A 23,765-nucleotide genomic window follows, 5' to 3' on the forward strand; every position below is an offset into this window, starting at 1 on the left:
GTGACAGAAAGTCTCAGATTTGAGAAGCTGTCAGAATCTGAAACTCTGAAACTTTTTGAACATTCGGCGCGTAACGGCACACAGAACGGCCTCGACAACCTTCTGTGTGCCCGCGCCGCTTCCCATATCCGAGGGAGGCGGTTGCCTTTGCGTGCGGCTGAACGGCTCTGCGTATGTGACCCGGCGGAGCTACCGGAAGGCTTTTGAAACAGTGTTCGGCTGGCGGTGGCAGGTCTGGCCCTCACTCGGCGTCTCTGAGCGGCGCGTCACCCACACGCCCATCTCTCCCCGGTTCATCGGTGGCCTGCTCTGGCCCAGTCGTTCATGCATCCCCGGCATGGCGGGCGGCTGGCCCCTGTGATGGCCTACCTTGTTGCGAAATTGTCATGCTGCACGCCCCTAGAGGCAATGGAGAGAGGACTTACCCGGCCCTCCCATCGGGTTGAGCGGCTTAGTTCTGGATTCCTTCGTGCCCGTGGCAGCGCTCAACGTGCTTGCCGCAGATCGGGCAGCGTTCGCCGCGTGCCCATTGCTCTTCCTCGCGCTCCCAGCGGGCTTTCACGTACACGCCCAACCCGATCAGGGCGGCAAAGACGACAAGGGCCAGCGCAGTCACTTGCGGCCTTCAATGGCGGCAATCCTCAGCCGTTCGTGGGTGCGGATGAGGTGCAGGCGGGCGATGTAGGCGGGGTGATCGGCGGGCAGGTATTCCATGCCTGCAATCCATTCGTTGCGGCAGGCGTTGGCTTCGGCCACGGTGAGGCGGGGGCCTTCTGCGGCCCAGTTCAGGCGCTTCACGCCCGCCTCCTGCTCAGCACGCCCAGTCCGCCCAGCAGTCCGGCCCCCACGATCAGGCCCAGGCTGAGGGCGTCAGGGGCGCTTCCGGCAGAGTGGTAGAGGCCAGCAGCGAACAGGGCGAGGGGTGCGGCGAGGCGGATCACTGGGCCGCCTCGTTCAGCGCGTCAAAAGCTGCCGCCGCTTTATTCCGTGCGTCCCGATAATCGGTATAGGCATCGGCTGCTCTTCTTGCGCTGTCTTCGGCGTGTCGCTGAGCGCGGTAAGCCGTTTCCTGATGGGCTAGGTAAACGTCATGCAGTTCGGCAGCGCGGCGGGCGAGGGCGTCATAAGCCTGTCTCGCGCCCCAGCTCATACCCGCGCCCCGTTCACGCTGTACCGCACCTGCGCCACCCCGCCCAGGCCGTTGCTCAGGCTCAGGGTGTCGGGCGCGGCGCGGTAGATGCCCTCGCACATGCCGCTATCGGTGTTCGGATCGTGTTCCGTGCATTCCCCGCCTTCCCAGCTCAGCACGCGCCGCCTGTTGCAGCGGTCACAGCGCGAGTGCGTCATGCCCTGCGCGGCCAGCCGTTCCTGCCGCCTCGCGTCCCGCACCTCGCAGCGGGCGTCAAAGGCCGTCACTGGATCGGCAGAAGCCAGAGCGCGGGTCAGGGCGGCGGAGACAGAGGAGCCGTCACGGGTGGTGATGGATTTCAGGTAGAGGGGCGGATGGGCGGCGCGGGTCATACGTCCACCGTCAACAGGCCGTTGTTGGGGTAGGGGCGCGGGCCTACAAGGACGCGGCGAAGATTGGCGATATGCGCCCCGCTGGTGTGGACGATGCTCAGAACCTGCCCGTCCCCGCGTGCGCCGCTGTCCTTGATCTGTCGGGTCTGCGTGCCCTGTAGGGCGATCATCAAGCCCAGCTCCACCACGTCCAGCCCGTCACGGGTCTGCTTGACGCCGCGCTCCGCCTGAATCTCGCCAGCGGTCAGTCCGGTTACGTTGACGTTGTTGCTGTCGTGAACCTTGGCGTAGGTGCGCTGTCCGCAGCCCGCCGCGCTGATGGCCCCGTTCAGGTCCAGCACTGTGCTTTTGCTCAGGGCGCGTGCGCCCAGCCATTCCAGATCGCGTGCGTCGTTGTTGCGTTCGGCAATGGCGGCGGCGGTGGCAATGTCACCCGACAGAGCCTTTTCAATCAAGTCGCTCACGGCGGCGCGGTAAGACGCGCCAATCACGCCGGGGAGAACCATCTTGATCTGACGCCAGCCCGCCTCATCTGCCGTGGGGGTGGCCCGCTGCCCGCTGCCCGGGAACTTCAGGTTGTAACACCCGGTTACAACCTCGGGATATTCGGCCGACAGGCGCTTGAACGTCACCCGGGGGTTCACGGCCCCGCAGTTCTTCAGCAAGTCATAGACGCTCATGCGTCCGTCGGCGGTCTTCCTGACTTGCCCGCCGTCTGGTAGAGTGATCGAAAGGTCTTTCATCTGGACTTCCTTCCCCTCGCCAGCACGCGAGGGTTTTTCTTGGCTTCCGAACAGACGCGGGGCGGATTCGCTCACACGGCCTCCTTCTGGACGTGATCTAGACCCAACGTGATTTCCAAAAGAGTCAGCACCGGATGCGTGGCGCGGGTCTTCCCGGTGAGCATGTTTTGCACCGTGGGAAGGCTCACGCCGCTTTCGCGGTGCAGCCAGCGGCCAGAATGCCCAGTGGCGCTCAGGGCGTCCCTGATGCGCTGGGCGCGGGCTTCGTAGTTGGTCATGGGTCCAGAATAAGCCTGAGAAAACTCTTTGTCAATACCAGATCACGCCTAGACGTGACTCAGGGGCCATTTTAGCCACGCCCGCAACTTTTCGCGCACTCTTGGCGTATATGTGCTATGTACTCCGTGCCCCATCCACGCCTATTCCACGTCCCGCCTCTCGACATGGCTAAAATCACACCCGAAGAGCAGGAGCGGGCGGAGATGCTGGGCCGCGTGGTCCGCAAGCTGCGCGAGGATACGGGCCTGAATCGCCCGGACTTCACGGCGGCCATGTCGGCCTACCCGGAAGGCGGCGTGAAGCCGGACTACATCAACAAGCTAGAGTCGGGCACGCGGTCACTGTCCAAGGCCAGCCCGGAAGTGCGTGAGGCGATCCGGCTGACGGCGGGCGTGAGCGCCGAGGACTGGTACGCCCTGACAGGTCTATACGTGCCATCGAATGCGCCTGAGCCTGCCCGCCCCCGCAATGTGGGGTGGGTCTTTGAGGCTTTAGGGATAGACGCTCATCAACATGTAAGAACAGATACACTCTCGGCGCAGTATGTTGAGGCCCCTGAAACCATTCGCGTGCCCGTGCGTGGCCTTGCTGCTGCGGGTCGTGCGTTCTATTCAGAGTCAAATCTTGTGGGGTACGTCCGCTTGTCTTTAGACGAATACAATCCGAGCCATGAAATTGTCCGCATTTCGGGTGATTCCATGCACCCAACATTGCGTGACGGCGATCATGTCGCTGTTGATCCCAGTGAGCTTGAATTGGCTGTAGGCCGCGTGTACGTCTTCCACATCATCGGAGACGGCCATTGCATTAAGCGCGTCGAACGGCTGGCAGACGGGCAACTGTGGCTGGTCAGTGACAACCGGAGCCACCCGCCGATTCGCCCTGATGAGGTAGAGGTGCGGGGCCGCGCCGTGCGTCATTACCCCCAGGTTGTGCCGCTCTAGGCCGTGCCAGATTCTGACAAACTCCGCTCTGCCGCCGCCTACCTCCGGGTGTCCAGTGAGGCGCAGTCCGGGGATGATCGGTTCGGCTTGCAGGTTCAGGCGGGCCTGATTAGCGCCTACGCCGCCCGTCATGGCCTCCAGATCATGCAGACCTACAGCGACACCATCAGCGGCACCCGGCACCGCAGGGAGCAACTGGACGCCCTGCTTGACGCTGCGCCCCGCTATGAGGCAGTGGTCATCAGCTCAGTGGACAGGCTGGGCAGGCGCAACCGCGTCATCTATACCGTGCTGGACGAGCTGCTAGAGACAGGGCTTGAGGTTCACAGCACGGACATGGGCGCGATTGATCCAGAGGACGAGGGATCAATGCTCAGCTTCGGAGTCAGAAGTCTGTTCGCAGACAGCGACCACCGTTCTCTGACAAAGAAGCTCGCCCGTGCCCGTGTCGCCAAAGTGGCAGGCAATCCCCTGTCGGGCCGCCCCGGTGAGCCTGCCAACCCCCTGAACGGGTACGGCTGGCGTCAGGGCGTGCGGGATGATGTGGAGGCGGCGTGGCTCATCCACATCTACACCCGCTTTCAGCATGTGGGCGCCCATGCCCTCGCCACAGAATTAGACGCCCTGGGCGTGCGGACGCGGGCGGGCAAGCTGTGGACGGCCAGCACCTTGAGGGATTTAGTCAGGAATCCCATGTACAAGGGGGAGTATCAGTACGGGCGCAGGAAGCGGGGCAAGGGCATTGTCAAAGCGGCGTGCGAGGTTCCGGCCCTCGTCAGCCCTGAGCTGTGGGAGGCCGTCAACCACCGCCTCGATCAGCGCAACGCCAGGGCAGGCACGTCCAACCCTCTGCGGGCCGCCATGTACCCATTGTCCGGCCACCTGCGCTGTGGGGAGTGCGGGCGCGTGATGCGCGGCCTCAGCCTGTCCGGGCGCAAGTACGGGTACTACGCCTGCCGCTCTGTGGGCAGCACGGCTTATGACGGGGGCCGCCCCTGCCCGCACCATCGACACTACCCGCCTGAACAGCTTCACGCCCTCGTCAGGCAGGCGCTCGACAGCGTGGCGACGGATGACGCGGCCCTGTTGGACATGGCCCGCCTCCCCGAACGGCCTGCCCCGGATCACGGCCCCGCGCTGGCCGAACTCAAGCGCCGGGAGGACAAGTTAGAAGCCGCGTACATGGCCGATGCGTACACCCCGCAGGAGTACGCTGAGCGCCGCGCCGATCTGAAACGCCAGCGTGAGGCGGTGCTGAATGCTCCGGCCCCCACGCCGCCCCCCGGCCCTGATCTGGAGGCATTGCAGGCACGGCTGGCCCGCTGGAAGGATGCGCCGCTGGATGAACTGGCAGATCGGTTGGGCCTGACGGTGCGGGTGAGCATGGATGGGGCGGTGAGGGTGGAGCTTGATCCCCCGGTGGAGCTGTAGCACAACTGGGGGATTCTTTTCGGTCTGCCCGTGGAAGGGAACCGCCAGCTACCACACGCTGGAGGTGGGCGGCCAGCGCAACCCAGACGCCGCGTGGTACTACCCCCAGCCGAAGGACGCCGCGCAACAGATCAGGGATCGCGTGGCCTTCTGGAAGGGCGTGGAGATCACGGCAGACTGAGCGGGCACGGTCAGCCCGGGATAATCGGCACGTGGCGGGTCGTGTCACCATACGGGGGTGACCCAGCCGCCCCCTGACGCGCCGACTGGTTTTCCAGCGTTGCCCCCCACTGCCGCCGAACTCACGGCAGCCCGCGCCGGGGTCACGCTCCGGGGCGGGCGTATCGTGGGCGCACTGGGCGTCCTGGCGGCCCTCACAGCGCTGGGTGGACTGTTGGGGGCTTGGGTGCTGTGGCTGAGCTTCAGGACGCTGCCGCGCTGGCTGGCCTCACTGGATCAATGGAGCAACGGCGATCTCGCCCAGTTAGACTTTGCCGGATTGGTTCCGAACTGGACGCTCCCCGCCTTGCTGATTCTGACCTTGCTAGGAACGGCCCTCTGCGTGTGGGCCATTCTGGTGGACCGGAAAACGGTAGGAGCGGTGCGGGACCAGACCCTCAGCCCCAGTGCCGCTCATCTCGATGCACTGGAGCGTAGCGCACTGACGGTACGCCCCTGGATCACACTGGGGCAGATCGCGCCCATCGTGCAGATGCTACTGCCGCTGCTGGCGCTGCCGCTGATGCTCGGGCTGATGAGACGAGGCGATCCCCAGACCTTCCCGGGCCTCGGGCCACTCGAAACCGCAACACTGGTGCTGGGAATCCTCGTCCAGGGGCTCCCCACTCTTGTCATCACCTGGCTGATCCTGGGCTCAGTTCGGCGCTGGCTGGACGCAGTGGTGCAGAGGGCACGGAGGCCACTGGCCGTTCGCCCTGCCGCTCGTGCGCTGGACCCTTGGTTGCTGTTCACTGTGGTGCTGCTGGTCCTGGGACTGGCCGGACTGCTGCTGGGCGGCCTGCCGCTCGTGGCGGTTTCCGCGTTTGTGGGCGGCGCGCCGTTGAATGACCCGCAGCTGGCCGCGCTGGGCGTGACGCCCGCCGCCCTGCGGGTCACCCTGCTGCTTGGAGCGGCAGCCATGCTCGGCGGCGCCCTGTTCTCGACGTTGCTGATCCTGCTGATGGCGTGGTCACGCGGTTTTGCTACGAATGTCGCCACCGTGCTGGACTCGGGCCTGCCCGGCAGCACGCCCGCCCCAATCCCCGATCCCTGGAACAGTCCGCCGCAGCCGGCCCAGGCCCGTGATCCCTCCTGAATCCAGAGAGTCTGCGCGCAAGGAGCCGAAGCGCTTTCAGTTGCCCAGGTCTATGGTCACGGGCTGCGTGCGCGGAACCGTGAGGTCCAGAGTGGCCGGGCGATACCCCCGGGCGAGGACCTTGAGACGGTAGGTGCCCGCCACCGGAAAACGGATCTGGCCGGGCACGACGCCCAGGTTCTGATCGGCGCTCAGGTTCGCGCCATCGGGAGCCGAGACCACGCTGAGGCGGGCTGTGACCCCGGCCGCGCCGCGCACGGTGAAGGTGACGGCACCCGGTGAGGACTTGCTTCCCGACACAGCCGAAGCGGTGCCAGCCGTGATCGCAGACGTGCGGGCTGCGCCCAGTGCCCACACCAGCGCCAGGACCAGCAGTACGATCAACGCCAGGGCAAGCGGCACCCAGCGTAGGAGCGGCGGGGCCGGACGCGCCTTGGGAGCGGTGCGGACCACCCGCCAGGAATCGTCCTCGTCCCAGCCGATGCGGATGGGCGTGAGGTTGCGCGACGGTGAACGGGTGGGACCGGCGTCCCCGCCGGGAAGCCGCTGAACGGTGCCCTGTAGCGGCGCTTCTGCCGGGCGGCGCAACGAGGCTGGCAGACGCTCGATCTGACGCGCCTGAGGATCATTGCCTGGACGGGCCTCACCATCTTCCGGCGCGGCCACAAAGCCCATCTGGAAGGGTTCGGGCACCGGCACCCCGCGCGCCGCCTGCTCCGCGGCGCTGGCCGCCTCACGCTCTTCCTCTTCCTTCTGGGCCTTCAGGCGGGCGGCCTTGCGCCGGGCGGCGGCCTGACTGTCCAGCATGGCCTGCTCACGCCGCTCGTCGTTCTGGCGCTTGCGGCGCTCTTGCGGCGTCTCGGGCTGGCCTGCAGGAGCGTTGGAGAACGGAGAAACCCGGGGGCCAGTGGGCGGAGCGTCACCCTCCTGCCGCCTGACGTCGCCCCCCGGCTTCTCCGGCATGGATGTTCCGGAAGTCTCTTCTGAACTGGATGGTGCCATCGTGGTCGCGCCACTCGCCTCCTGGCGCTGGTATCTGGCCACCACCCTGACGTGAGGCGTAGCGGAACCGTCCTCCCCCCCACCGGTTCCGGCGGGATCAACTCCAGACCCCCTGGCCTCCAGGCCCGGCGGTTTCGATGGCGTCGGTTCGGTGGCCCCATCCGAGGCGGGCTGGGGTGTCTCAGCCGAAGGTGGGGCGCCGTCCAGCAGGACCAGCGCCTCACGCGCACTCAGGCTGCCGGGGTGGTCCCGCAGAGGCCTCAGGACTTCAGGCAACGCGCCCATGTCCTGCAGGGCAAGCGCCAGATCGCTCAGATCGGCCTGGGGCGTGGCGTCCTGGCGCCAGAGCAGGCCTGCCCCAGCCAGCGCCACGCCGCCGTCATGGTTCCAGAGTTGCGCCGCACTGATCCCGCCATGCGACAGGCCCTGCCCATGCAGCGTGCTCAGCGCCGCCAGCGCGCCGCGCGCGGTCAGGAGCGGGTCACGGGCGGGGTGGGCCTGCAGCGGCAGTTCGGTGACCAGATAGGCCTGTTCGCCGTCCATCCCACTGTCCACCACCGGCAGCAGATGCGGCGAGACGGGCAGTTCGGGCAGGCTCTGGGCATGGGGCAGCAGATGCAGCAACACGGGAATACCGGTCAGCCGATCGGTGGCCCGCAGTGTCCGGATCAGGCTGCTGGCCGCCGCCGCACCAGTCACCGGAGGAGGCAGGGCCTGAACTGCCACGTAGGGGCCAATGGGCTTCACGCGGCCCAGTATAGACGGCCCGTCCTCAGGGTCACAGCGTCAGAAACCGGGGGGCGAACCTGACCGTTTCCGCCACCCACGCAACACATTGCCCCTGCCCGCCACTGTGAGCCTGTGGCTTGTCCCCCTGCCCGGCTTTGCGCTACTAATGGCCGCATGCATGACGCCTTGATGGCTGCCCTGAGCACCGTGAACGACCCGGAACTGCACCGCGATCTGGTCTCGCTGGGCATGATCGAGCGGGCCGAGGTGGTGGGCGGTGTGGCCCAGATCAAGGTCAATCTGACCACCCCGGCGTGTCCGCTCAAGGGCCAGATCGAACGCGAGGTCCGTGAGGCCGTTCTGGCCGTTCCTGGCGTGAGCGAGGCGGCTGTGACCTTCGGCGCGACCGTGCGGATGGCCGCGCAGCCCGCGCTGCCTGGGGTCAAACATGTGCTGCTGGTGGGCAGCGGCAAGGGCGGCGTGGGCAAGAGCAGCGTGGCAGTCAATCTGGCGGCCTCGCTGGCGGCAGACGGCGCGCGGGTGGGCCTGCTGGACGCCGACGTGTACGGCCCCAGCGTGGCGCACATGCTGGGTCAGGGCGCGGCGCGCGTGACTGCCAACGCCGAGCGCAAGATGCAGCCCATTGAGGCCCACGGGCTGAAATTCATCAGCATGGCCAACCTGTCCCCTGCAGGGCAGGCGCTGGTGTGGCGCGGGCCGATGCTGCATTCGGCTGTTCAGCAGTTCGTCAAGGACGCGGCCTGGGGCGAGCTCGATTACCTGATCGTGGACCTGCCGCCGGGTACCGGGGATGTGCAGTTGTCGCTGACCCAGACCGTGCAGGTCACCGGGGCAGTGATCGTGACCACCCCCCAGGACGTGGCCCTGATTGACGCGGCGCGGGCCATCGACATGTTCCGCAAAGCCAGCGTGCCGGTGCTGGGCGTGGTCGAGAACATGAGTTACTTCGTCGCGCCGGACACCGGGAACACCTATGACCTGTTCGGACGCGGAGGCAGCCGCAAGCTGGGTGAACAGTACCCATTGCTGGGCGAGGTCCCCATTGACATGGACGTGCGCAAAGATGCCGACGCCGGAACCCCTGCCGTGCTGGCCCACCCGGCCACTCCCGCCGCGCAGGCTCTGATCGGGGTGGCCCGCAATCTGGCCGGCCAGGTCAGCGTGCTGGCGGTGAACAAGGAACTCGCACAGTCTCTGGCCGATCTGCCGGACCAGTTGACCGTCGTATGACCATCGGCGCTGCCCACGCGGTCGCCCCGCAGCCGCCACCTGCCCCCCCTGAGCGGACCAAGGTGCGGCTGCTGGAACTGGTCAAACGCCATGGCCCGCAGACTGCGCAGGATCTGGCCGCGCGGCTGGAGGTCAGTGTCCCTGCGGCGCGCCGTCATCTGGGAGACCTGCAGGAGCAGGGCCTGCTGCTCTCGCGTACCGAGCGCCCCGGCGGGCGCGGACGGCCCCAGCACGTCTTCAGCCTGACTGAGCGCGGCGAGGCGGCTTTTCCGCGCACCTATTCGGGCCTGTGTGTGGACGTGCTGCGCCATGTCGAGGGCCTGTTCGGCGACGGTGCGGTCCTGAAAGTGCTCGACGCCCGCAACGTCGAGATCGCCGCGCGACTTCAAAACGATCTGCCGAACCACCTGCCGCTGGAAGACCGGATCCGGCGGCTCGCGGTCCTGCTCACGGACATGGGCTTCGATCCCGTGCTGGAAAAGGACGGCGCTGACTGGTGCCTGACCCAGCGCAATTGTCCCAACCTGACGGTGGCCCGGCAATACAGCCAGCTCTGCGACTCGGAGTTGCGGCTGTACGCCGAGCTGCTGGGCACACGCGTTGTGCGCGAGAGCCGCATCGCCTGCGGGCAGGCTGCGTGCCGCTACCGTATCGTCGGCTGAACCCGACAGGTCAAGCTGACTGGAACATGAGACGGTACAGTAAGCCCAGGACTGTCGCATGACCCACCTGCTGCCCCCCATTCCCGAGTCGCCCAGGCCGCTGTACAGCTTGGTGGCCTGGCCTCCGCAGGTGTTGGACACCTGGATGCGCCGCACCCAGGCCAGGCTGAACGTCAGCGGCTTCGGCCTCCCGCACCTGAATCTGCGCGCTCCGTTTCAGACCAGTCTGGAGGGCAGCGAATTGGTGGCCGCCTTCCGCAATGGTCTGCGCGGCGAGCCGGCCCTGGAGGTCCGGGTGCGGGGCTGGAAACGCCTGAGCGGGGTGATCTTTCTGGAGTTCGAACTGGACCCCGCGCTGGCCGACTTGCACGCCCGCGTGCTGGAGATTGGTCCCTCCAGCCGCGCACCCTACGACGGTGCCGACTACCGCCCACACCTGACGCTGGCGCTGGGCATCCTGCCCTGGGCCGAGGACCTGCTGTGGGAGCAGGTGCGGGCCCTGACACCCCCGTTGCAACACTTCTCTGTCCAGGCCCTGAGCCTGACCCGCGAGGAAAGGGGCGAGGTGCAAGAACTCCACACCTTCCCACTGGTCCTGCCGCCGGATGAGGAAGGATTGCGGAACGAGGCGGAAGCCGCCCCAAGTTAGGGAGCTTGAACGGTCACGCACGCCTTGCACCGTTTCCCAGGCTCTGCTAACCTGTACAGGCCCGCGAGCCTGTGCCTCGCTCCGGCGGGTGATAGTTGATTCAATCTTGGCAAGGGTCCTTAGCTCAGTTGGTAGAGCATCGGTCTCCAAAACCGAGGGTCGTAGGTTCAAGTCCTGCAGGGCCCGCCACGCCAAACTCCGCATCAAGCGGAGTTTTTTCGTTTTCTAAGCTCACTGCAATGGTTGTTCTGGAGTCCCTTGGCGTCATGGTGTCGTGGGAGCCACGGCTTCAGCGCAACTGGCACCCTCACCAGCTCTTTGAATGTGTTCTACCGATTCCGGAGAGTATGCTGAAAGCGTACCGCGTAGCCCCCTCTGCGTTCATGTCTCAGCGACAGAACGCCCCACTCCACGAGGGTTGGCGGCACAGGGGCACATATGGCCATACGCAGAAGGTCGGGAGTCATCGGCGGGCTTGCCCTGGGGCTGACGGGGGTCGCTCTTGCCGCGGGGAGTTACAGCCTCATCGTCAATGGACAAGCCGCAGCCAAACCTGCGGTCGTCATGAACGGGGAGACGTACGTGCCGCTCTCCGCCCTGAAGGTGCTGGGGATCACCGGCAGCCTCAAGGGGAACACCCTGACCCTGACCCAGAATGGGGCGGGTTCACCAGCCACCACAGTGGCCGGCGGGGCCAACCAGATCACGGCGCTTGAGGGATGCATCAACCAGACGCTGTTCAACGGCATCTGGCGCGTCAAGGTCGTGTCGCTCAGCCCGATCCGGACCGCAGATCCCGGAAGTCCGGACACTCCCGGCTGGGCGGTCAAGGTTGAGATGAGAAACGGCGCCCAAAAGACCACCTCGCTGATGAACACCGGCTTCGGGGCGAGCAGCGGGGGGAGCCAGCCGACACTGGTCCTGACGGATGGAAGCACGCTGGCGCTGAACGACGCCGACTTCCTGAAGCCCTGGAGTCAGGATGTGCTTCAGGGCGGTGTGAATACGTTCACGCTGCGTTTCGCGTATCCCAGAGGAACCACCGAGGCACAGGCGCAGGCCCTGAAGCCCAGCAAGTTCATCCTACAGATCAATGGTGCCCTTCCCCCCTACGCAGAGGTGAAATACAGCATTCCTGACCCCAGCCTGCGTGTCCTGCTTACCTGCAAGAAGTGAGGGCGCGGGCCGTGTGGCAAGGAATCGGAGTATTGCGCTGTGGGCGCCCTTCATGTCTTCAGCAGTTCGGAAAGCCAACGGGGACGCCCGCCACGAGGAGTAATTACCATGAATGATGGACGCACATCGGCGCTGGTTCTGCTCGTGACCCTTGGCCTGACTGCCTGTGGCGGAGGGACGCCCGGCCCTGTGACCGGCGCGCCGGAACTCCTGGCCGTCAGCCCAGCGAACGGTGCGGTTGGCGTGCGCAAGGACACGAACATCGAACTGAGCTTCAGCCAACCCATGAACCGTGCGTCGGTGGAGGCGGCTTACGTGTCGTTCTCCGATGGGCTGCGCCGTGATGAGGTGACGTTCGTGTGGAATGCGAACGGCACGAAGGTGACGGTCGATCCGAAAGGCGACCTCAGCTACGCCGACGGCACGGCGGCGCCCATGACCTACAGCTTCCTGGTGGGACCAAGTGCGGCCAGCCTCAGCGGAGGAACACTCCCGGAGTCCACAGTGAGTTTCAAGACGGCCCGGCTGTTCAAGACGGTGCTGGGGAGCCAGGCAGGCCTGGACGGCTACACGTCCAGCCGCAACACGGCGTCCTCCAACGCGCAAATCGGCTCCAAAATCGCCCGGGCTGGCGGCATGTCCGACATGGTGCCGGAGGGGTACGCCACGGTGTCCGTTCGGGCGTTTTTCAGCTTCGATCTGTCTGGCCTGCCCCTGACCGTGGCCCCGGAAGACATCTCGGCCGCCACCCTGAGTCTGGAGCAGGTTACGGTTTACCCAACGAGCGCGTACGCCGACATGAGCACTGAGGCAGAAAAGTTGATTCTGGAGGGAGTGAGTTACGGTGATCAGCTCACCATCGCCGATTTCGGCCTCCCGGCTCTGAGTCTGGTGACGCCCACCTTCTCGACGGACGCCTCCCTAAAGCGGAGGAGCGCGGAGGTGCTGGCCCAGGTGCGTGACGACGTGAGGAACCGGGCGGCACGTGGCAACCGCACGCAGTACCGGTTGCGCTTCCCGAAGGATCAGCCTGAAGGCAACTATGGCTTCGCCGATTTCGCAACTGCGGAGGACAGTGCACGTGCGCCGGGCCTAGAACTCCACTACCTGGCACCCTGATTCCGGAATGTTTCGGAGGTCTGCTGCGCAGGTGTTCATCAGCTCAGCGCCACAGGCACGCCTCCTAGAGGAGGGAAGCGCGTCAAACAGGTCGACCACTCATGCCCACCGCTCGCTGTCCTGCGGCTCCGCATGACCAGCCCCGCATTCCGTTGGCTTTGTCCTACTTCTTTTAGTGCGCTCAAGCGATGGATTCTTCTGACTACGCAGGCAGGTGCAGCGCCGCCGTGAAGCCTTCACCCGGCGCACTGCTCAGGGTCAGCGTGCCGCCGTGCAACTCGGCGGCGCGGCGAACCAGGGCCAGGCCCAGACCATGGCCCTCGCCGCTGCGGCTGGCGTCCGGGCGGTAAAAGGCCTCGCCCAGACGGGCCAGGACGTCCGCCCCCACCCCAGGGCCGTCATCGTGGACGGTCACGGTGGCCCAGCCCTCCGCGCCCTCCAGCGTGACGGTCACGGTGGCGCCAGGGGCGTGGCGCACGGCGTTCATGGTCAGGTTCCAGATCGCCTGTCCCAGCAGGACCCGGTCCCCGGCCACCGTCAGCGGCTGAGGGGCGATCAGGTCAACGTCTGCTTCCGGCTCCAGCTCACGGGCTCGGTCCACGGCATCGGCGGCCAGTTCACGCAAGGGCACGGGCGCATGGGCCAGTTGCGAGGCATCCCGCGCCAGCAGCAGCAGATGGTTGGTTAGTGTGGACAACCGCGTGATGTCGGTGCCGATTTCCTGAAGGTCGCTGCGGTAGCGCGCGGGGTCCCGGTCACGCGCCAGACTGCCCTCCACGCGGGCGGTCAGGGCGGCCAGCGGCGAGCGCAGATCGTGGGCGGCCGCCCGCATGAAGGCTTGCTCGCGATCACGGGCGTCGGCCAGTCGGGCGAAGGTGCCCTGCAGGGTCAGCGCCAGCCGGGACAGCTCGTCGGCCTCGCCCGCGCCGGGCAGGGGACGCCGCAGCTGCGCGCCCTCGCCCACCTCGCGCGCCGCATTTTCCAGTGTCCGCACGGGGCGTAGCAGCCGCCCGGCCACAAAGAAGCCCATGCCCAGCGCCAGCAGCAGCGCCAACGGCAGCAGCCACGCTAGCGCCCGCGTAAACGCCTCTCTCGCCTCACCCAGCGCCCGCGCGTCTGAGATCACGGTCAGGCGCAGGTCCGAGCCGCGCAGGTCCTGCACCGTCAACAGCTGATCACCGCTGACGCCCACGCCAAGGGGCAGGTCCAGCGGCACACCCGGCGGAAAGCGCGTGGTGTGGACTTCGGAGAGTGGCCCGCCGCCGGGGAGCTGGATTCTGACCTCCACCGTGCGGTTCTGTCCCCTGGTGTCAATCAGCCGTTCCAGGGTCTCCTGGGTGATCCCCACCTTCGTCACGCCGAAGGGCCAGTTGCGGTCGCTGGCCCGCTGCAAGGCCGCGTCCAGTTGCACCGCGATCACCGCGCTGGTGGTCAGCAGCCGCTCGATCTGCGCCTGCCGCAGAAAACTGTTGACGGCGAAGAAGAGGCCTGTGGCCACCAGCAACACGGCCAATCCGGTGGCCAGTGCTGAGAACAGCGCCAGACGCAGGCGCAAGGTCAGGCGTATCACGGGTGGAGGGCAGTGGGTTGTCTCCAGACCACACAGTCCATCGTCCGCATCCCGGCGCTCCACCACCTGATCCTCACCGTTCCACCCGGTAACCGCGCCCGCGCTCGCTGGTGATCGCCTCCGGGGCCAGTTTGCGCCGCACGTAGCGTACATAGACGTCCACGATGCGGGCCTCGCCGCCAAATTCCGGCCCCCACACACGGTCCAGCAGCTCCTCTCGCGTGAACCAGCGTTCGGGCGTCAGCGCCAGGGCTTCGAGCAGCGAGTATTCACGGCCTGTGACTGCCACCTCCGCGCCGTCCCACGCCACGGTGCGGGCCACCGTGTCCAGCGCACCGCGCCCGGCCCCGAACGTGACCTGCGGCGCAGTTTGGCCCCGTTCCCGCCGCGACAGCGCCCGCAAGGTCGCCAGCAGTTCCGGCACGGCGAACGGCTTGACCAGATACGCGTCGCCGCCCAGGTCCAGCCCCTGCACCCGGTCCCCCAGATCGCCGCGCGCGGTGAGGAACAGGATGGCCGACTCGATACCATTCCCGCGCAGTTCGCGCGCGATCTCGAAGCCGTCTATGCCGGGCAGCATCACGTCCAACACGACCAATGGAAAGTCGCTCAGCAGTGCGGCCTCCAGCCCCTTAGGGCCAGTCTGCGCCCAGGTCACGGCATAACCTGCCTCCCGCAGCGCTTCCACCGTCGGCCCGGCGATGCGCGGATCGTCTTCCACCAGCAGTAGGCGCATATGTGGGCCAGTGTAGCGGGCAGGGTTAAGGGGGCGTTAGGCACGACAGAGAAAGCCCGCCTCGCCCTGAGCTCAGGGCTGTATCAGCTCAGACCCTGCCGCAGCCCCCAGCGCAACAGACCCAACCCCATAACCAGACTGATGCCCACCAGGGGCAATAGCCACGGCAGACGGCGTTGCAGCGCGGCGCTACGGGTGTGGGTGCTGACTAGCACTGGGGTCGGCAACAAGCGGGTAGCCAACGCCAGAACCGCAGGTACCACCAGCAGACCGTCACCCAGGCCTACACAGGAATTAGGTCGATAAGACTTAGGGCATAGGCCAGCACCAGCACTGGGCCCGACCGCGCTGTCATGGGTGTGCAGTGATCCCAAACGACAAACAGTGGGGCCAGCGCGTTGTGTCAGATGGGTTTGAGGCGGGTGATCACCTCCCCTCCTACGCGGCGGGCCGAGATGAAGTTCTCCTCTCTGGCCCTTCGCGGCATGGATTTGCTATGCTGGATCTTCGCAGCGGTCAGGCCTTTTGCCCAGCCGCGCCGGAGGATAGAGAAAGCGCGACTCGCCATCCTGATTTCAGGACCATGAGTCCAGGTGTACCGCGAGGACACCTTCACAGACACGGGAACACGCACACTCCACACTTTATTGCCCCCTTTGTTGGGGCGTGTGACCTGTGCCACCCCGCTGTCTGAGAGAGCTTTCCTCTTTCTGGCAACGGGGCGTTCTCGTTTGTGTTAGAGTCCCAAGTTGGTATGTTGTGCCCAGAAGCAGGTGCGCGGGCGCAGCAGCAAAGACGCCACGTCAGGCAGCGTTCGGGCGGCGGCAGCACAAGGAAGGTAGACGATGTTTGCAATTATTCAGACCGGCGGCAAGCAGTACCGCGTGCAGGAAGGCGACGTGATCCGCGTGGAAAGCCTGGCGGGCGAGGCCGGCGACACGCTGGACCTGACCCCCATCTTCGTGGGCGGTGAGAGCGCCCTGTTCGGCGACGCCGTGAGCAACTACGTGGTGAATGCCGAAGTCGTGGAGCACGGCCGCGGCCCGAAGATCTACATCCGCAAGTACAAGAGCGGCGTCCAGTACCGCCGCCGCACCGGCCACCGCCAGGATTTCACGGCGATCAAAATCACCGGGATCAAGGGTTAAGGGGAGGTAGAACGACATGGCACACAAGAAAGGCGTAGGTTCGTCCAAGAACGGACGTGACAGCCAGCCCAAGTACCTGGGCGTCAAGAAGTTTGGCGGCGAAGTGGTCAAGGCCGGCAATATCCTGGTCCGCCAGCGCGGCACCAAGTTCAAGGCTGGCCCCGGCGTGGGCATGGGCCGCGATCACACCCTGTTCGCACTGGAGCATGGCCGCGTCGTCTTTAGCAACCGGGGCAACACGGGCCGCTTCATCAGCATTGAAGCTGTGAACGCTGCCCCCACTGAAATCGCCGCCGACTGATTCACGTCGTTCTGCGGTCCAGGGGCCAGGACACTTGCGGGTGTTCTGGCCCTTGTGCTGTTCCAGAACTCCGCCGGTTTGACCCTCGCCCCCCCCGCCTCTTAGACTGCCCTCTTCAGTGACCCGCCGCTCCGATTCCCTGCCCCGCCGTGCCCTGAGTGCCCGGCTGACGCCCGCACAACTGCTGGCGCTGGTGTACGCCGTGGGCATCTTGATCGGCACCGGCCTGCTGCACCTGCCCGGCGTTCAGCGGGCAGGCGGGGCGGCGCTGACCAGTGTGGACCTGCTGTTCACGGCCACCAGCGCCATCTGTATCACCGGTCTGGTGGTGGCCGACACGGGCGAGGCGTTCACGCGGCTAGGACAGGTCATCATCATCGTCCTGGTGCAGATCGGTGGACTGGGCATCCTGACCTTCGGCACGCTGTTTGCCTTCCTGACGGGCCGGAGGCTGAACTTCAGCGAGCGGCAGGGCCTGGTGGCGCAGCTGAACGCCCTGAGCGTGGGCGGCGTGCTGCCGCTGCTGCGGGCCATCCTGACGTATACGCTGGTGACTGAGCTGATCGGCGCGGTGCTGCTGTCCTTCCGCTTCGTGCCGCAGTACGGGCTGGGTGAGGGTCTGTATCAGGCCATCTTCCACTCGGTGAGCGCCTACAACAACGGCGGTTTCGTGGTGCTGGCGAGCGGCATGAGCCCTTACGCGCAGGACCCGCTGGTCTGCCTGACCATCAGCGCGCTGGTGATCCTGGGCGGGCTGGGTTTTCTAGTTCAGCTGAACTACGTCTCGCACCTGCTGAACCCGCGCAAGAACCGCCTGCTGGTCTACAGCCGCCTGACCATGCTGACCACTGGCGTGCTGCTGGCGCTGGGCACGCTGGTGATCTTGGTCCTGGAGTGGGAGAACAGCAAGACCCTCGGGGCGCTGTCCACGCCCGGCAAGTTCCTGTCTGCCTTTTTCCAGAGCATGACACCACGTTCGGGCGGCTTCTCCACCGTTGATATTGAGGCGATGAACACGGCCACCATCTTCACCCTCATCGGCCTGATGTTCATCGGGGCGAACAGCGGCTCGACGGGTGGCGGCATCAAAACCAGCACCTTCGCCATCCTGGTGGGCAGCGCGTGGAACATGGTGCGCGGACGTGGAGAGCTGATCGTGTTTCAGCGGCGGGTGCTGGGTGAGAATGTGGTGCGAGCCGGCAGCATCACCACTCTGTACACGCTGCTGGTGACCGGGGCATTCTTTCTGATGCTCGCCACCAACCCAAAGCTGGGCTTCACGCACCTGCTCTTCGAGACGGTCAGTGCCGCCGCCACGGTGGGTCTGAGCATGAACACCACCCACCTGCTGAACGATCCGGGGTTGCTGATCCTGACCGCGCTGATGTACCTGGGCCGGATTGGCCCACTGACCTTCGCGGTGGCCTTCAGCCTGCGCAGTACCCAGAGGCGCAACATCAAGTACCCGCCAGAGCGGGATATTCTGGTGGGGTGAGGGAAACGGGCGCGCGTGCCGCATCCCAAAGGAAACCGACTGAATGAAGACCAAACAATGCCTCGTGATCGGCCTGGGCCGTTTCGGCACCGCCGTCGCCACCACCCTCTATGAAATGGGCCACGAAGTCGTGGCGGTGGACCACAACGAGGAAAACGTGGAACGGGTCATGAACCTGGTGACGCACGCGGCCATCGTGGACGCCAGCGACGAGCGGGCGCTGCGCTCAATTGGGGTGGGTGATTTCGACGTGGTGGTGGTGGCCATCGGCACCGACGTGCAGGCCAACATCCTCGCCACCATGAATGCCAAGAGTCTGGGCGCGGCCTACGTGGTCACCAAGGCGGTGGACGAGATGGCCCGGCGCGTGCTGGAACGCATCGGCGCGGATCTGGTGATTCGCCCCGAACACGACATGGGCGTGCGGCTGGCCCGTCAGATCGCCACCCCCAACATCGTGGACACGCTGGATCTGGGCGGCGACTACGCCATCGTGGAAATCGAGGCCAACGAGCGGCTCAAGGGCAGCCTGCGCGATCTGAACCTGACCGGGCGCTTCGGCGTGCAGATCATCGCGGTCAGCCGCGCGGGCAAGATCGAGGTGACCCCCCGTGCTGAGGATGAGTTGCGGCCCCACGACAAACTGGTGCTGATCGGCACCAGCCACAACATCGACGAGTTGCGGCGGTATCTGGGGGAGTAGGCCCTCAGCGACTGCCGTATCGCCGCGCGATCACCACCCGTTTCACGATGCGGTCTGCCAGCCCCGGCAGCACGGCATCGAGCAGCGCCACAGCCCGGTAGATCCCCGGCACCGTCACCTCCCGGCGTGGGCGCTCCAGCACATCTGCCACGGCGCGGGCCACCACCTCCGGCCCCGGCATGGGGAGGCGCGCACGGGCGGTCATCTCGCTCCTCACGAAGCCGGGGGCGATCAGGCTGACGTCCACGCCGCTGCCCAGCAACTCCCGCCTCAGCCCGTGCGAGAAGCCGCGTATCCCAAACTTGCTGGCGCTGTACATCCCATTGGTGGCTGCCCGCCCCGCCACCGAGCCGATGTTGACAATGTGGCCGCTGCCGCGTGAGCGCATCTCGGGCAGCACCAGACGTACCAGTTCGATGGGCGCTTCGAGGTTGATACGGATTACCCGCAATGGATCGGGATCGTCCCACCACCAGCCCTGCTCCACCGTGACCCCGGCGTTGTTGATCAGCACGTCAATCTGACCGAAATGGGCGCGGGCCGCCTCTATCAGGGCGCGGCGCGAGCTGTCGTCGGCCACATCGGCGGGCACGGCGATCACCCGCCCGCCGCCTGGATCGAGTTCGCGGGCCAGGGCGGTGAGCTGAGCCTCGCGGCGGGCGGCCAGCACCAGCGCGTGTCCACGCGCAGCCAGCTCACGCGCCGTCGCCAGGCCGATACCGCTGGAGGCGCCCGTCAGCACCACCACGCGGCGGCCAGGGGTTGAAGGTGAAGTCATGACACCGATGCTAGCGCCCCGATCAAATCCAGTTCCTCAGCCGGGCATCAGGCACAGGCGCCAGACTGCTGGGGTGAAGCTGTCCGCATTGACCCTGCCTCTGCTGTGCGCCGCCCTGCTGAATGTAGAAGGACAGGCCGCTGCACCGGGCGCCATTCCCGCGCTGCCGCCGGGGCAGACAGTTCCTGCACCTCAAGTCCCAGCGCCCAGACCTGCGGCCCCGAATCCATCGCCACCCGAGATCGCCCCGTCCGCCCCGGGCCGGCCGCAGACCGCACCTCCACTGGTGCCGCTGCCCACCACGCCCCAGCAGGTCAGGCCAACCCTGCCCACCACCTACCAGCCCAGCGATCCGCTGTATGCCCGGCAGTGGGACATGACCACCATCGGGATGCCGCAGGCCTGGGCGCTGCTGCCGGAAGCCGTGAAGACGGTCAGCACCTTGAAGACACCGCCAATCACGGTGGCCGTGCTGGACACTGGCTTTGTGAACTCGCCGGAACTGACCGGGCGGATCGTCAATGGCTACGATTTCGTGCGTGATCCGGTGCGGGCCGGAGACGGCAACGGCCGCGACAGGGATGCCAGTGGGGTGGGCCAATTCGCCTACCACGGCGAGGTGGTGGCCAACATCATCGCTGCCGCGCATGACGGGCGCGGCATGGCAGGCATCCATCCCTCGGCGCGGATCGTGCAAGTCCGGGTGGCGGGCGTGGACGGCCTGATCGACCCGCAGGATCTGGCCGACGGACTGCGCTGGGCCGCGGGCCTCGCGGTACCGGGCGTCCCGACCAACCCCAATCCGGCCAAAGTGCTGAACCTGAGCCTCTTTGCGGACTTCATTCCGCTGACTGGCTGCGACGCCCGCATTCAGAAGGCGGTGACGGCCGTCACCGCCAGGGGCGCCCTGATCGTTGTGGGGGCCGCCAACGACGGGGCGGACGCGGCAGGGTACTCGCCCGCAGGCTGCCGGGGCGTGCTGACCGTGACCAGCGCCACGCAGGGCGGCGCGCGCCCGGCTTACGCCAACTGGGGCCGCAGCGTTGCTCTTGCCGCGCCGGGGGGCGAGACCGACCACGGGATTCCAGTCAGCAGCCTGAGCGGGGCGGGGGGAGAGCGCAGCCCGAATGGCACCAGCATGGCGGCCCCGCACGTCAGTGGCGTCGCCAGCCTGATCCTGAGCGCCCGCCCCCGCCTGACGCCCGCGCAACTCCAGAGCCTGCTGACCCGCACCGCGACCCCGTTTCCCGCCGGCCACTGTGATCCGGACCCGACCCGGTCCTGCGGCAGTGGCACCCTGAATGCCGGGGCCGCCGTCCGGACGGCGCTGGCCTCCAGTCTGGGAAAATGAGCGAGAGCTGTCCAGGAAACCCGCCTGCCCAACTGTCGCTCCAACAACCCATCTCCCGCGTTCTGGCCGCTAGGATGGAACCATGAGGTTTGAAGCATGAACGCTCCCGCATGGCGCATCTGGCTGGTCACGGCGCTGGTGTGTGGCTGGGGCATCCTGACCATCCGTTTCCTGACCACGAGTAACTGGCCGCTGGCCATCGTCAGCCTGGTGCTGGCCGTTTTCAACGCCTACACGCTGTACCAGTTGACCCGGCGAGGCAAGTAACCAAAGGACGGCGCGGCGGCCCAGCTGACTGCCCCACTGACGGGCAGCGCGTTTCAGGTCGTGGACGGACAGCACCGCGCGCGGCGAAGTCCAGACCTGAAACGTTTTTTGAAAAGCCCAGCCATCCAGCGTGCTGGGGCTGACCGTCTGCGCTGCGCCATAGTAGAAGCGTGCCGGGCCGATAGTCGCCGCCCTGACGGGTCCTCTCCTGCAAGAATGTCTCAAACAGTTCGCGGCCCATTCACTCGCTCTCGACCCCAGCCACGCTGACTGCGCCTATCACCGCGCCGAAGCAATATGCCCCGCTGTCGGAATCAGAGGTTCCAGCCAGTTCACGCACACGGGGCAGGATTTTCAAGACTCCTCTCCAGACGCTTTCCGGAATCCGGGGCTTCTGACAGGGTGGGAGACCCGCGCCGACAACCCATTCAAACACGGTGTTCATCAGCAGATCGGCGTCCACAGAAAGCGGGCGTGTGACAGGCCTGGCAACAGCTCAAGAAAGTCGCTGCGGCGCGAAAAGATTGCCCCGGTCGCGGCGCATCTGCATCAGGAGCAGGGCACGCCAGCATCCTGGACCGGGACTCTGCCATTAGCCAACAACCTGCCCTGCCCTCGGTGCGATGTGCGATACCCCGGACAGCATTGGTGTCGCGTTCCTCAGGGTCAGGTCCACTTCCCTGCGTGGAATGGTTCGGAGACCGAACGCCTCGGCTTCCTCGGCAGTCAGGAAGAAGGGCTGGCGCCCTCGCGCCAGCCACTTTCAGCATGGAGTTTGCAATTCGTCCGAAACCGGGACATCCAGCACCCGCACAAGTTCAGCTCAGCAGCGGCAGGCCAAAGCCGTACGCCCCAACCCGGGCACAGACATGCTCAAAGGCATGTGGGTCCGCCACGAAATCCAGATCGTCCCCCGGCACGCGCAGCACGGGGCAGGCGCTAAAGTCTGCGATCCAGGCATCGTACAGCCGGTTCAGCCCGGCCAGATACGCGTCGGGGATGTCCTGTTCGTAACTGCGTCCGCGCAGGGCAATGCGGCGGCGCAGGGTGGGCAGCCCCGCGTCGATGTGGATCAGCAGATCGGGCACGCGCAGGGCGGGCAGAATCCCCTCGTACAGGCCGCAGTAGGTGGCCCAGTCGCGCGCTTCCATCTGGCCGCTTTCATACAGATTGCGGGCGAAAATGTTGGCGTCCTCAAACACGGTGCGGTCCTGAATGACGTAGCGCGCCCCCGTCACCAGATTCAGATGCTGCTCCAGGCGGCGCGACAGGAAGTAAATCTGCGAGTGGAAGGAGTAGCGCCGCATATCACGGTAGAAGTCCTCCAAATATGGGTTCTCGGCATAGGGTTCGTAGACCGGACGCAGGCCGTAGCGCTCCGAGAGCATGCGTGTCAGCGTGCTTTTTCCGCTACCGATGTTGCCGGAGACGGCGAGGTACATTACACCCCTCCGCGCTGGCCAGTGGCAGCTGAGGAGGGCTGGTTCGACAAGCCATGCCTGAGACGCCACACGCCATAAACCACACGCCGCCCCACCATCAGTCCGCCGCCTGCCCCGCCGTCAACGCCTCGTGGACGCGGGCCAGGATCAGTTCCTCGTGTTCGGAGTTGCCCACAAAGTCCAGATCACCGGCCTGCACGGTCAGCAGCGGGTGGGTGTAGGTCCGGAAATACTCATCGTAGCGGGCCGTCAGGTCGGCCAGGTAAGCGGCCTGCATGTCCTGCTCGAAGGAGCGGCCCCGGCGGGCGATCCGGCGCAGCAGCTCGTCCGTGTCGGCGCGCAGATACACCACCAGATCGGGGGTGGGCAGACGCGGCGACAGGTGCGAGTACAGGTCCTCGTACAGCGCGAACTCGGCGTCCTTGAGATTCATGGCGGCGAAGATGAAGTCCTTGGCAAACAGGTAATCGCTGACCACGTTGCCACTGAACAGCCCCGGCTGAGCCAGCGCCGAGAGCTGCTTGAAGCGCGACAGCAGAAAAAAGACCTGTACCTGAAAGGCGTAAGCCTCCGGCTGCTCATAGAACTTCGCCAGAAAGGGATTTTCCTCCACCACTTCCAGGTTCAGTTCCGCGCCGTAGCGCGCCGAGAGCCGCCGGGACAGGCTCGTTTTTCCCACCCCGATGGGGCCTTCAATCACCAGGTACATAAACAGTGGGGAGCATAGCGCGCCGCACCGAAGGGGAACGGGCAGGACAGGGCTTGACAGGGGAAAGGCTGGGAAGGGCGGCCCGGCCCCACCGCGCCATGTCCCGCCACCCTTCAAGCTGCCCTGCGGCTGCTGGCGGTGGTGCGGGCGTTCATTCTCGTCTGGGTCTCGCAGACAGCACAACAGGTGTGGGGGCGACTGTTTGCCACCTCCACACCCATGTCGGGACTGACCTCAATCCTGCGGCTCAGGCTTCTCCTTGCGCTCTGCCGTTCCCCTCAGCCGCCCCGCCTCCCGCGCCGCCTGGGTCAGGAGATACTCAATCTGGGCATTGACACTTCGCAGGTCATCGGCGGCCCAGCGTTCCAGGGCGGCGTAAAGTTCGGGGCTGATCCGCAGGGGGTAGTTCTTTCGGGCCATGCATGCCTCCTGTTGCCCGAGAGG

General features: G+C 66.0%; 30 protein-coding genes and 1 tRNA gene. 16 read left to right on the forward strand and 15 right to left on the reverse strand.

Annotation, left to right across the window (positions count from 1 at the left end; translation table 11 throughout):
• Window positions 1–451 precede the first annotated feature (451 nt).
• The 7 genes from HNQ08_RS02240 to HNQ08_RS02270 are packed head-to-tail and all read right to left on the reverse strand — an operon-like array spanning window position 452 to window position 2,542.
• Window positions 452–616 carry a hypothetical protein gene (locus tag HNQ08_RS02240; RefSeq protein ID WP_184127459.1) on the reverse strand — a complete coding sequence of 55 codons (165 nt, stop codon included), beginning with the start codon at window positions 614–616 and terminating at the stop codon, window positions 452–454.
• Entirely contained in the window at window positions 613–798 is a 186-nt protein-coding gene (locus HNQ08_RS02245) for a hypothetical protein (RefSeq protein WP_184127460.1), read from the reverse strand. Before HNQ08_RS02245 ends, HNQ08_RS02240 begins: the two co-directional genes overlap by 4 nt.
• Window positions 795–941 carry a hypothetical protein gene (locus HNQ08_RS02250; RefSeq protein ID WP_184127461.1) on the reverse strand — a complete coding sequence of 49 codons (147 nt, stop codon included), beginning with the start codon at window positions 939–941 and terminating at the stop codon, window positions 795–797. Before HNQ08_RS02250 ends, HNQ08_RS02245 begins: the two co-directional genes overlap by 4 nt.
• Window positions 938–1,150: a hypothetical protein gene (locus tag HNQ08_RS02255; protein WP_184127462.1), complete on the reverse strand. Its 213-nt coding sequence runs from the start codon at window positions 1,148–1,150 to the stop codon at window positions 938–940. Before HNQ08_RS02255 ends, HNQ08_RS02250 begins: the two co-directional genes overlap by 4 nt.
• Window positions 1,147–1,521 carry a hypothetical protein gene (locus tag HNQ08_RS02260; protein WP_184127463.1) on the reverse strand — a complete coding sequence of 125 codons (375 nt, stop codon included), beginning with the start codon at window positions 1,519–1,521 and terminating at the stop codon, window positions 1,147–1,149. Before HNQ08_RS02260 ends, HNQ08_RS02255 begins: the two co-directional genes overlap by 4 nt.
• Complete coding sequence (locus HNQ08_RS02265; protein ID WP_184127464.1) at window positions 1,518–2,339, reverse strand: hypothetical protein; 822 nt, start codon at window positions 2,337–2,339, stop codon at window positions 1,518–1,520. The genes HNQ08_RS02260 and HNQ08_RS02265 overlap by 4 nt, the downstream gene beginning before the upstream one ends.
• Entirely contained in the window at window positions 2,336–2,542 is a 207-nt protein-coding gene (locus HNQ08_RS02270) for a hypothetical protein (RefSeq protein ID WP_184127465.1), read from the reverse strand. The genes HNQ08_RS02265 and HNQ08_RS02270 overlap by 4 nt, the downstream gene beginning before the upstream one ends.
• 165 nt (window positions 2,543–2,707) lie before the next feature.
• Here HNQ08_RS02270 and HNQ08_RS02275 point away from each other — a divergent pair, with 165 nt between their 5' ends.
• Genes HNQ08_RS02275 through HNQ08_RS02290 form a run of 4 tightly spaced genes read left to right on the forward strand, consistent with a single transcriptional unit; the run spans window position 2,708 to window position 6,233 of the window.
• Window positions 2,708–3,487, forward strand: a complete 780-nt coding sequence (locus HNQ08_RS02275) for a S24/S26 family peptidase (RefSeq protein ID WP_184127466.1) — start codon at window positions 2,708–2,710, stop codon at window positions 3,485–3,487.
• Between the two features lie 3 nt (window positions 3,488–3,490).
• Complete coding sequence (locus HNQ08_RS28070; RefSeq protein ID WP_184127467.1) at window positions 3,491–4,918, forward strand: recombinase family protein; 1,428 nt, start codon at window positions 3,491–3,493, stop codon at window positions 4,916–4,918.
• Window positions 4,896–5,099, forward strand: a complete 204-nt coding sequence (locus HNQ08_RS28175) for a DUF427 domain-containing protein (protein ID WP_184127468.1) — start codon at window positions 4,896–4,898, stop codon at window positions 5,097–5,099. Before HNQ08_RS28070 ends, HNQ08_RS28175 begins: the two co-directional genes overlap by 23 nt.
• 57 nt (window positions 5,100–5,156) lie before the next feature.
• Entirely contained in the window at window positions 5,157–6,233 is a 1,077-nt protein-coding gene (locus HNQ08_RS02290) for a hypothetical protein (RefSeq protein WP_184127469.1), read from the forward strand.
• Window positions 6,234–6,269: 36 nt separating this feature from the next.
• Here the strand turns inward: HNQ08_RS02290 and HNQ08_RS02295 are convergent, their stop codons facing one another.
• A complete protein-coding gene (locus HNQ08_RS02295; protein WP_184127470.1) occupies window positions 6,270–7,982 on the reverse strand; it encodes a hypothetical protein in 1,713 nt (570 codons plus the stop codon).
• Window positions 7,983–8,138: 156 nt separating this feature from the next.
• Between HNQ08_RS02295 and HNQ08_RS02300 the strand changes: the two genes are divergently transcribed.
• The 6 genes from HNQ08_RS02300 (at window position 8,139) to HNQ08_RS02325 (ending at window position 12,821) form a co-directional block, all read left to right on the forward strand.
• A complete protein-coding gene (locus HNQ08_RS02300) occupies window positions 8,139–9,215 on the forward strand; it encodes an Mrp/NBP35 family ATP-binding protein (protein ID WP_184127471.1) in 1,077 nt (358 codons plus the stop codon).
• A complete protein-coding gene (locus tag HNQ08_RS02305; protein WP_184127472.1) occupies window positions 9,212–9,877 on the forward strand; it encodes a helix-turn-helix transcriptional regulator in 666 nt (221 codons plus the stop codon). Before HNQ08_RS02300 ends, HNQ08_RS02305 begins: the two co-directional genes overlap by 4 nt.
• 58 nt (window positions 9,878–9,935) lie before the next feature.
• Window positions 9,936–10,526 (forward strand): 2'-5' RNA ligase family protein, encoded by a 591-nt coding sequence (locus tag HNQ08_RS02310; RefSeq protein ID WP_184127473.1) that lies wholly within the window; start codon window positions 9,936–9,938, stop codon window positions 10,524–10,526.
• Between the two features lie 113 nt (window positions 10,527–10,639).
• A tRNA-Trp gene (locus tag HNQ08_RS02315) sits at window positions 10,640–10,715 on the forward strand.
• Between the two features lie 375 nt (window positions 10,716–11,090).
• Complete coding sequence (locus HNQ08_RS02320; RefSeq protein WP_184127474.1) at window positions 11,091–11,702, forward strand: hypothetical protein; 612 nt, start codon at window positions 11,091–11,093, stop codon at window positions 11,700–11,702.
• 108 nt (window positions 11,703–11,810) lie between these two features.
• On the forward strand, window positions 11,811–12,821 hold the full coding sequence (locus HNQ08_RS02325) for an Ig-like domain-containing domain (protein WP_184127475.1): 1,011 nt from the start codon (window positions 11,811–11,813) through the stop codon (window positions 12,819–12,821).
• A 202-nt stretch (window positions 12,822–13,023) separates the two neighbouring features.
• Here the strand turns inward: HNQ08_RS02325 and HNQ08_RS02330 are convergent, their stop codons facing one another.
• From HNQ08_RS02330 to HNQ08_RS27265, 3 genes are all read right to left on the reverse strand, one after another.
• Window positions 13,024–14,388: a sensor histidine kinase gene (locus HNQ08_RS02330; protein ID WP_229789672.1), complete on the reverse strand. Its 1,365-nt coding sequence runs from the start codon at window positions 14,386–14,388 to the stop codon at window positions 13,024–13,026.
• A 76-nt stretch (window positions 14,389–14,464) separates the two neighbouring features.
• Entirely contained in the window at window positions 14,465–15,127 is a 663-nt protein-coding gene (locus tag HNQ08_RS02335; RefSeq protein WP_184127477.1) for a response regulator transcription factor, read from the reverse strand.
• Between the two features lie 83 nt (window positions 15,128–15,210).
• Complete coding sequence (locus HNQ08_RS27265; protein WP_229789584.1) at window positions 15,211–15,357, reverse strand: hypothetical protein; 147 nt, start codon at window positions 15,355–15,357, stop codon at window positions 15,211–15,213.
• 615 nt (window positions 15,358–15,972) lie between these two features.
• Here HNQ08_RS27265 and rplU point away from each other — a divergent pair.
• The 4 genes from rplU to HNQ08_RS02360 all read left to right on the forward strand — a co-directional run bounded on the left by rplU (window position 15,973) and on the right by HNQ08_RS02360 (window position 18,774).
• Window positions 15,973–16,275 carry a 50S ribosomal protein L21 gene (gene rplU, locus HNQ08_RS02345; protein ID WP_184127478.1) on the forward strand — a complete coding sequence of 101 codons (303 nt, stop codon included), beginning with the start codon at window positions 15,973–15,975 and terminating at the stop codon, window positions 16,273–16,275.
• Window positions 16,276–16,291: 16 nt separating this feature from the next.
• Window positions 16,292–16,576 carry a 50S ribosomal protein L27 gene (gene rpmA / locus HNQ08_RS02350; protein WP_184127479.1) on the forward strand — a complete coding sequence of 95 codons (285 nt, stop codon included), beginning with the start codon at window positions 16,292–16,294 and terminating at the stop codon, window positions 16,574–16,576.
• Window positions 16,577–16,694: 118 nt separating this feature from the next.
• Window positions 16,695–18,071, forward strand: coding sequence for a TrkH family potassium uptake protein (locus HNQ08_RS02355; protein WP_184127480.1), 1,377 nt, complete (start codon window positions 16,695–16,697; stop codon window positions 18,069–18,071).
• Window positions 18,072–18,114: 43 nt separating this feature from the next.
• On the forward strand, window positions 18,115–18,774 hold the full coding sequence (locus tag HNQ08_RS02360) for a potassium channel family protein (protein WP_184127481.1): 660 nt from the start codon (window positions 18,115–18,117) through the stop codon (window positions 18,772–18,774).
• 4 nt (window positions 18,775–18,778) lie between these two features.
• Here the strand turns inward: HNQ08_RS02360 and HNQ08_RS02365 are convergent, their stop codons facing one another.
• A complete protein-coding gene (locus tag HNQ08_RS02365; protein WP_184127482.1) occupies window positions 18,779–19,552 on the reverse strand; it encodes an SDR family NAD(P)-dependent oxidoreductase in 774 nt (257 codons plus the stop codon).
• Between the two features lie 73 nt (window positions 19,553–19,625).
• Here HNQ08_RS02365 and HNQ08_RS02370 point away from each other — a divergent pair, with 73 nt between their 5' ends.
• The gene (locus tag HNQ08_RS02370; protein WP_229789586.1) at window positions 19,626–20,903 is read left to right on the forward strand and encodes a S8 family serine peptidase; all 1,278 of its coding nucleotides are present in this window, start codon (window positions 19,626–19,628) and stop codon (window positions 20,901–20,903) included.
• 96 nt (window positions 20,904–20,999) lie between these two features.
• Window positions 21,000–21,170, forward strand: a complete 171-nt coding sequence (locus HNQ08_RS02375) for a hypothetical protein (RefSeq protein WP_184127483.1) — start codon at window positions 21,000–21,002, stop codon at window positions 21,168–21,170.
• A gap of 818 nt (window positions 21,171–21,988) precedes the next feature.
• On the opposite strand, the gene HNQ08_RS02380 is transcribed toward HNQ08_RS02375, so the two are convergent.
• From HNQ08_RS02380 to HNQ08_RS02390, 3 genes are all read right to left on the reverse strand, one after another.
• Entirely contained in the window at window positions 21,989–22,612 is a 624-nt protein-coding gene (locus tag HNQ08_RS02380; protein ID WP_184127484.1) for a deoxynucleoside kinase, read from the reverse strand.
• A gap of 97 nt (window positions 22,613–22,709) precedes the next feature.
• The gene (locus tag HNQ08_RS02385; RefSeq protein ID WP_184127485.1) at window positions 22,710–23,321 is read right to left on the reverse strand and encodes a deoxynucleoside kinase; all 612 of its coding nucleotides are present in this window, start codon (window positions 23,319–23,321) and stop codon (window positions 22,710–22,712) included.
• A 234-nt stretch (window positions 23,322–23,555) separates the two neighbouring features.
• Window positions 23,556–23,741, reverse strand: a complete 186-nt coding sequence (locus tag HNQ08_RS02390) for a type II toxin-antitoxin system antitoxin (protein ID WP_184127486.1) — start codon at window positions 23,739–23,741, stop codon at window positions 23,556–23,558.
• Window positions 23,742–23,765 lie beyond the last annotated feature (24 nt).

Origin of the sequence: Deinococcus humi, assembly GCF_014201875.1 — a bacterium.
GTDB classification, from domain to species: domain Bacteria; phylum Deinococcota; class Deinococci; order Deinococcales; family Deinococcaceae; genus Deinococcus; species Deinococcus humi.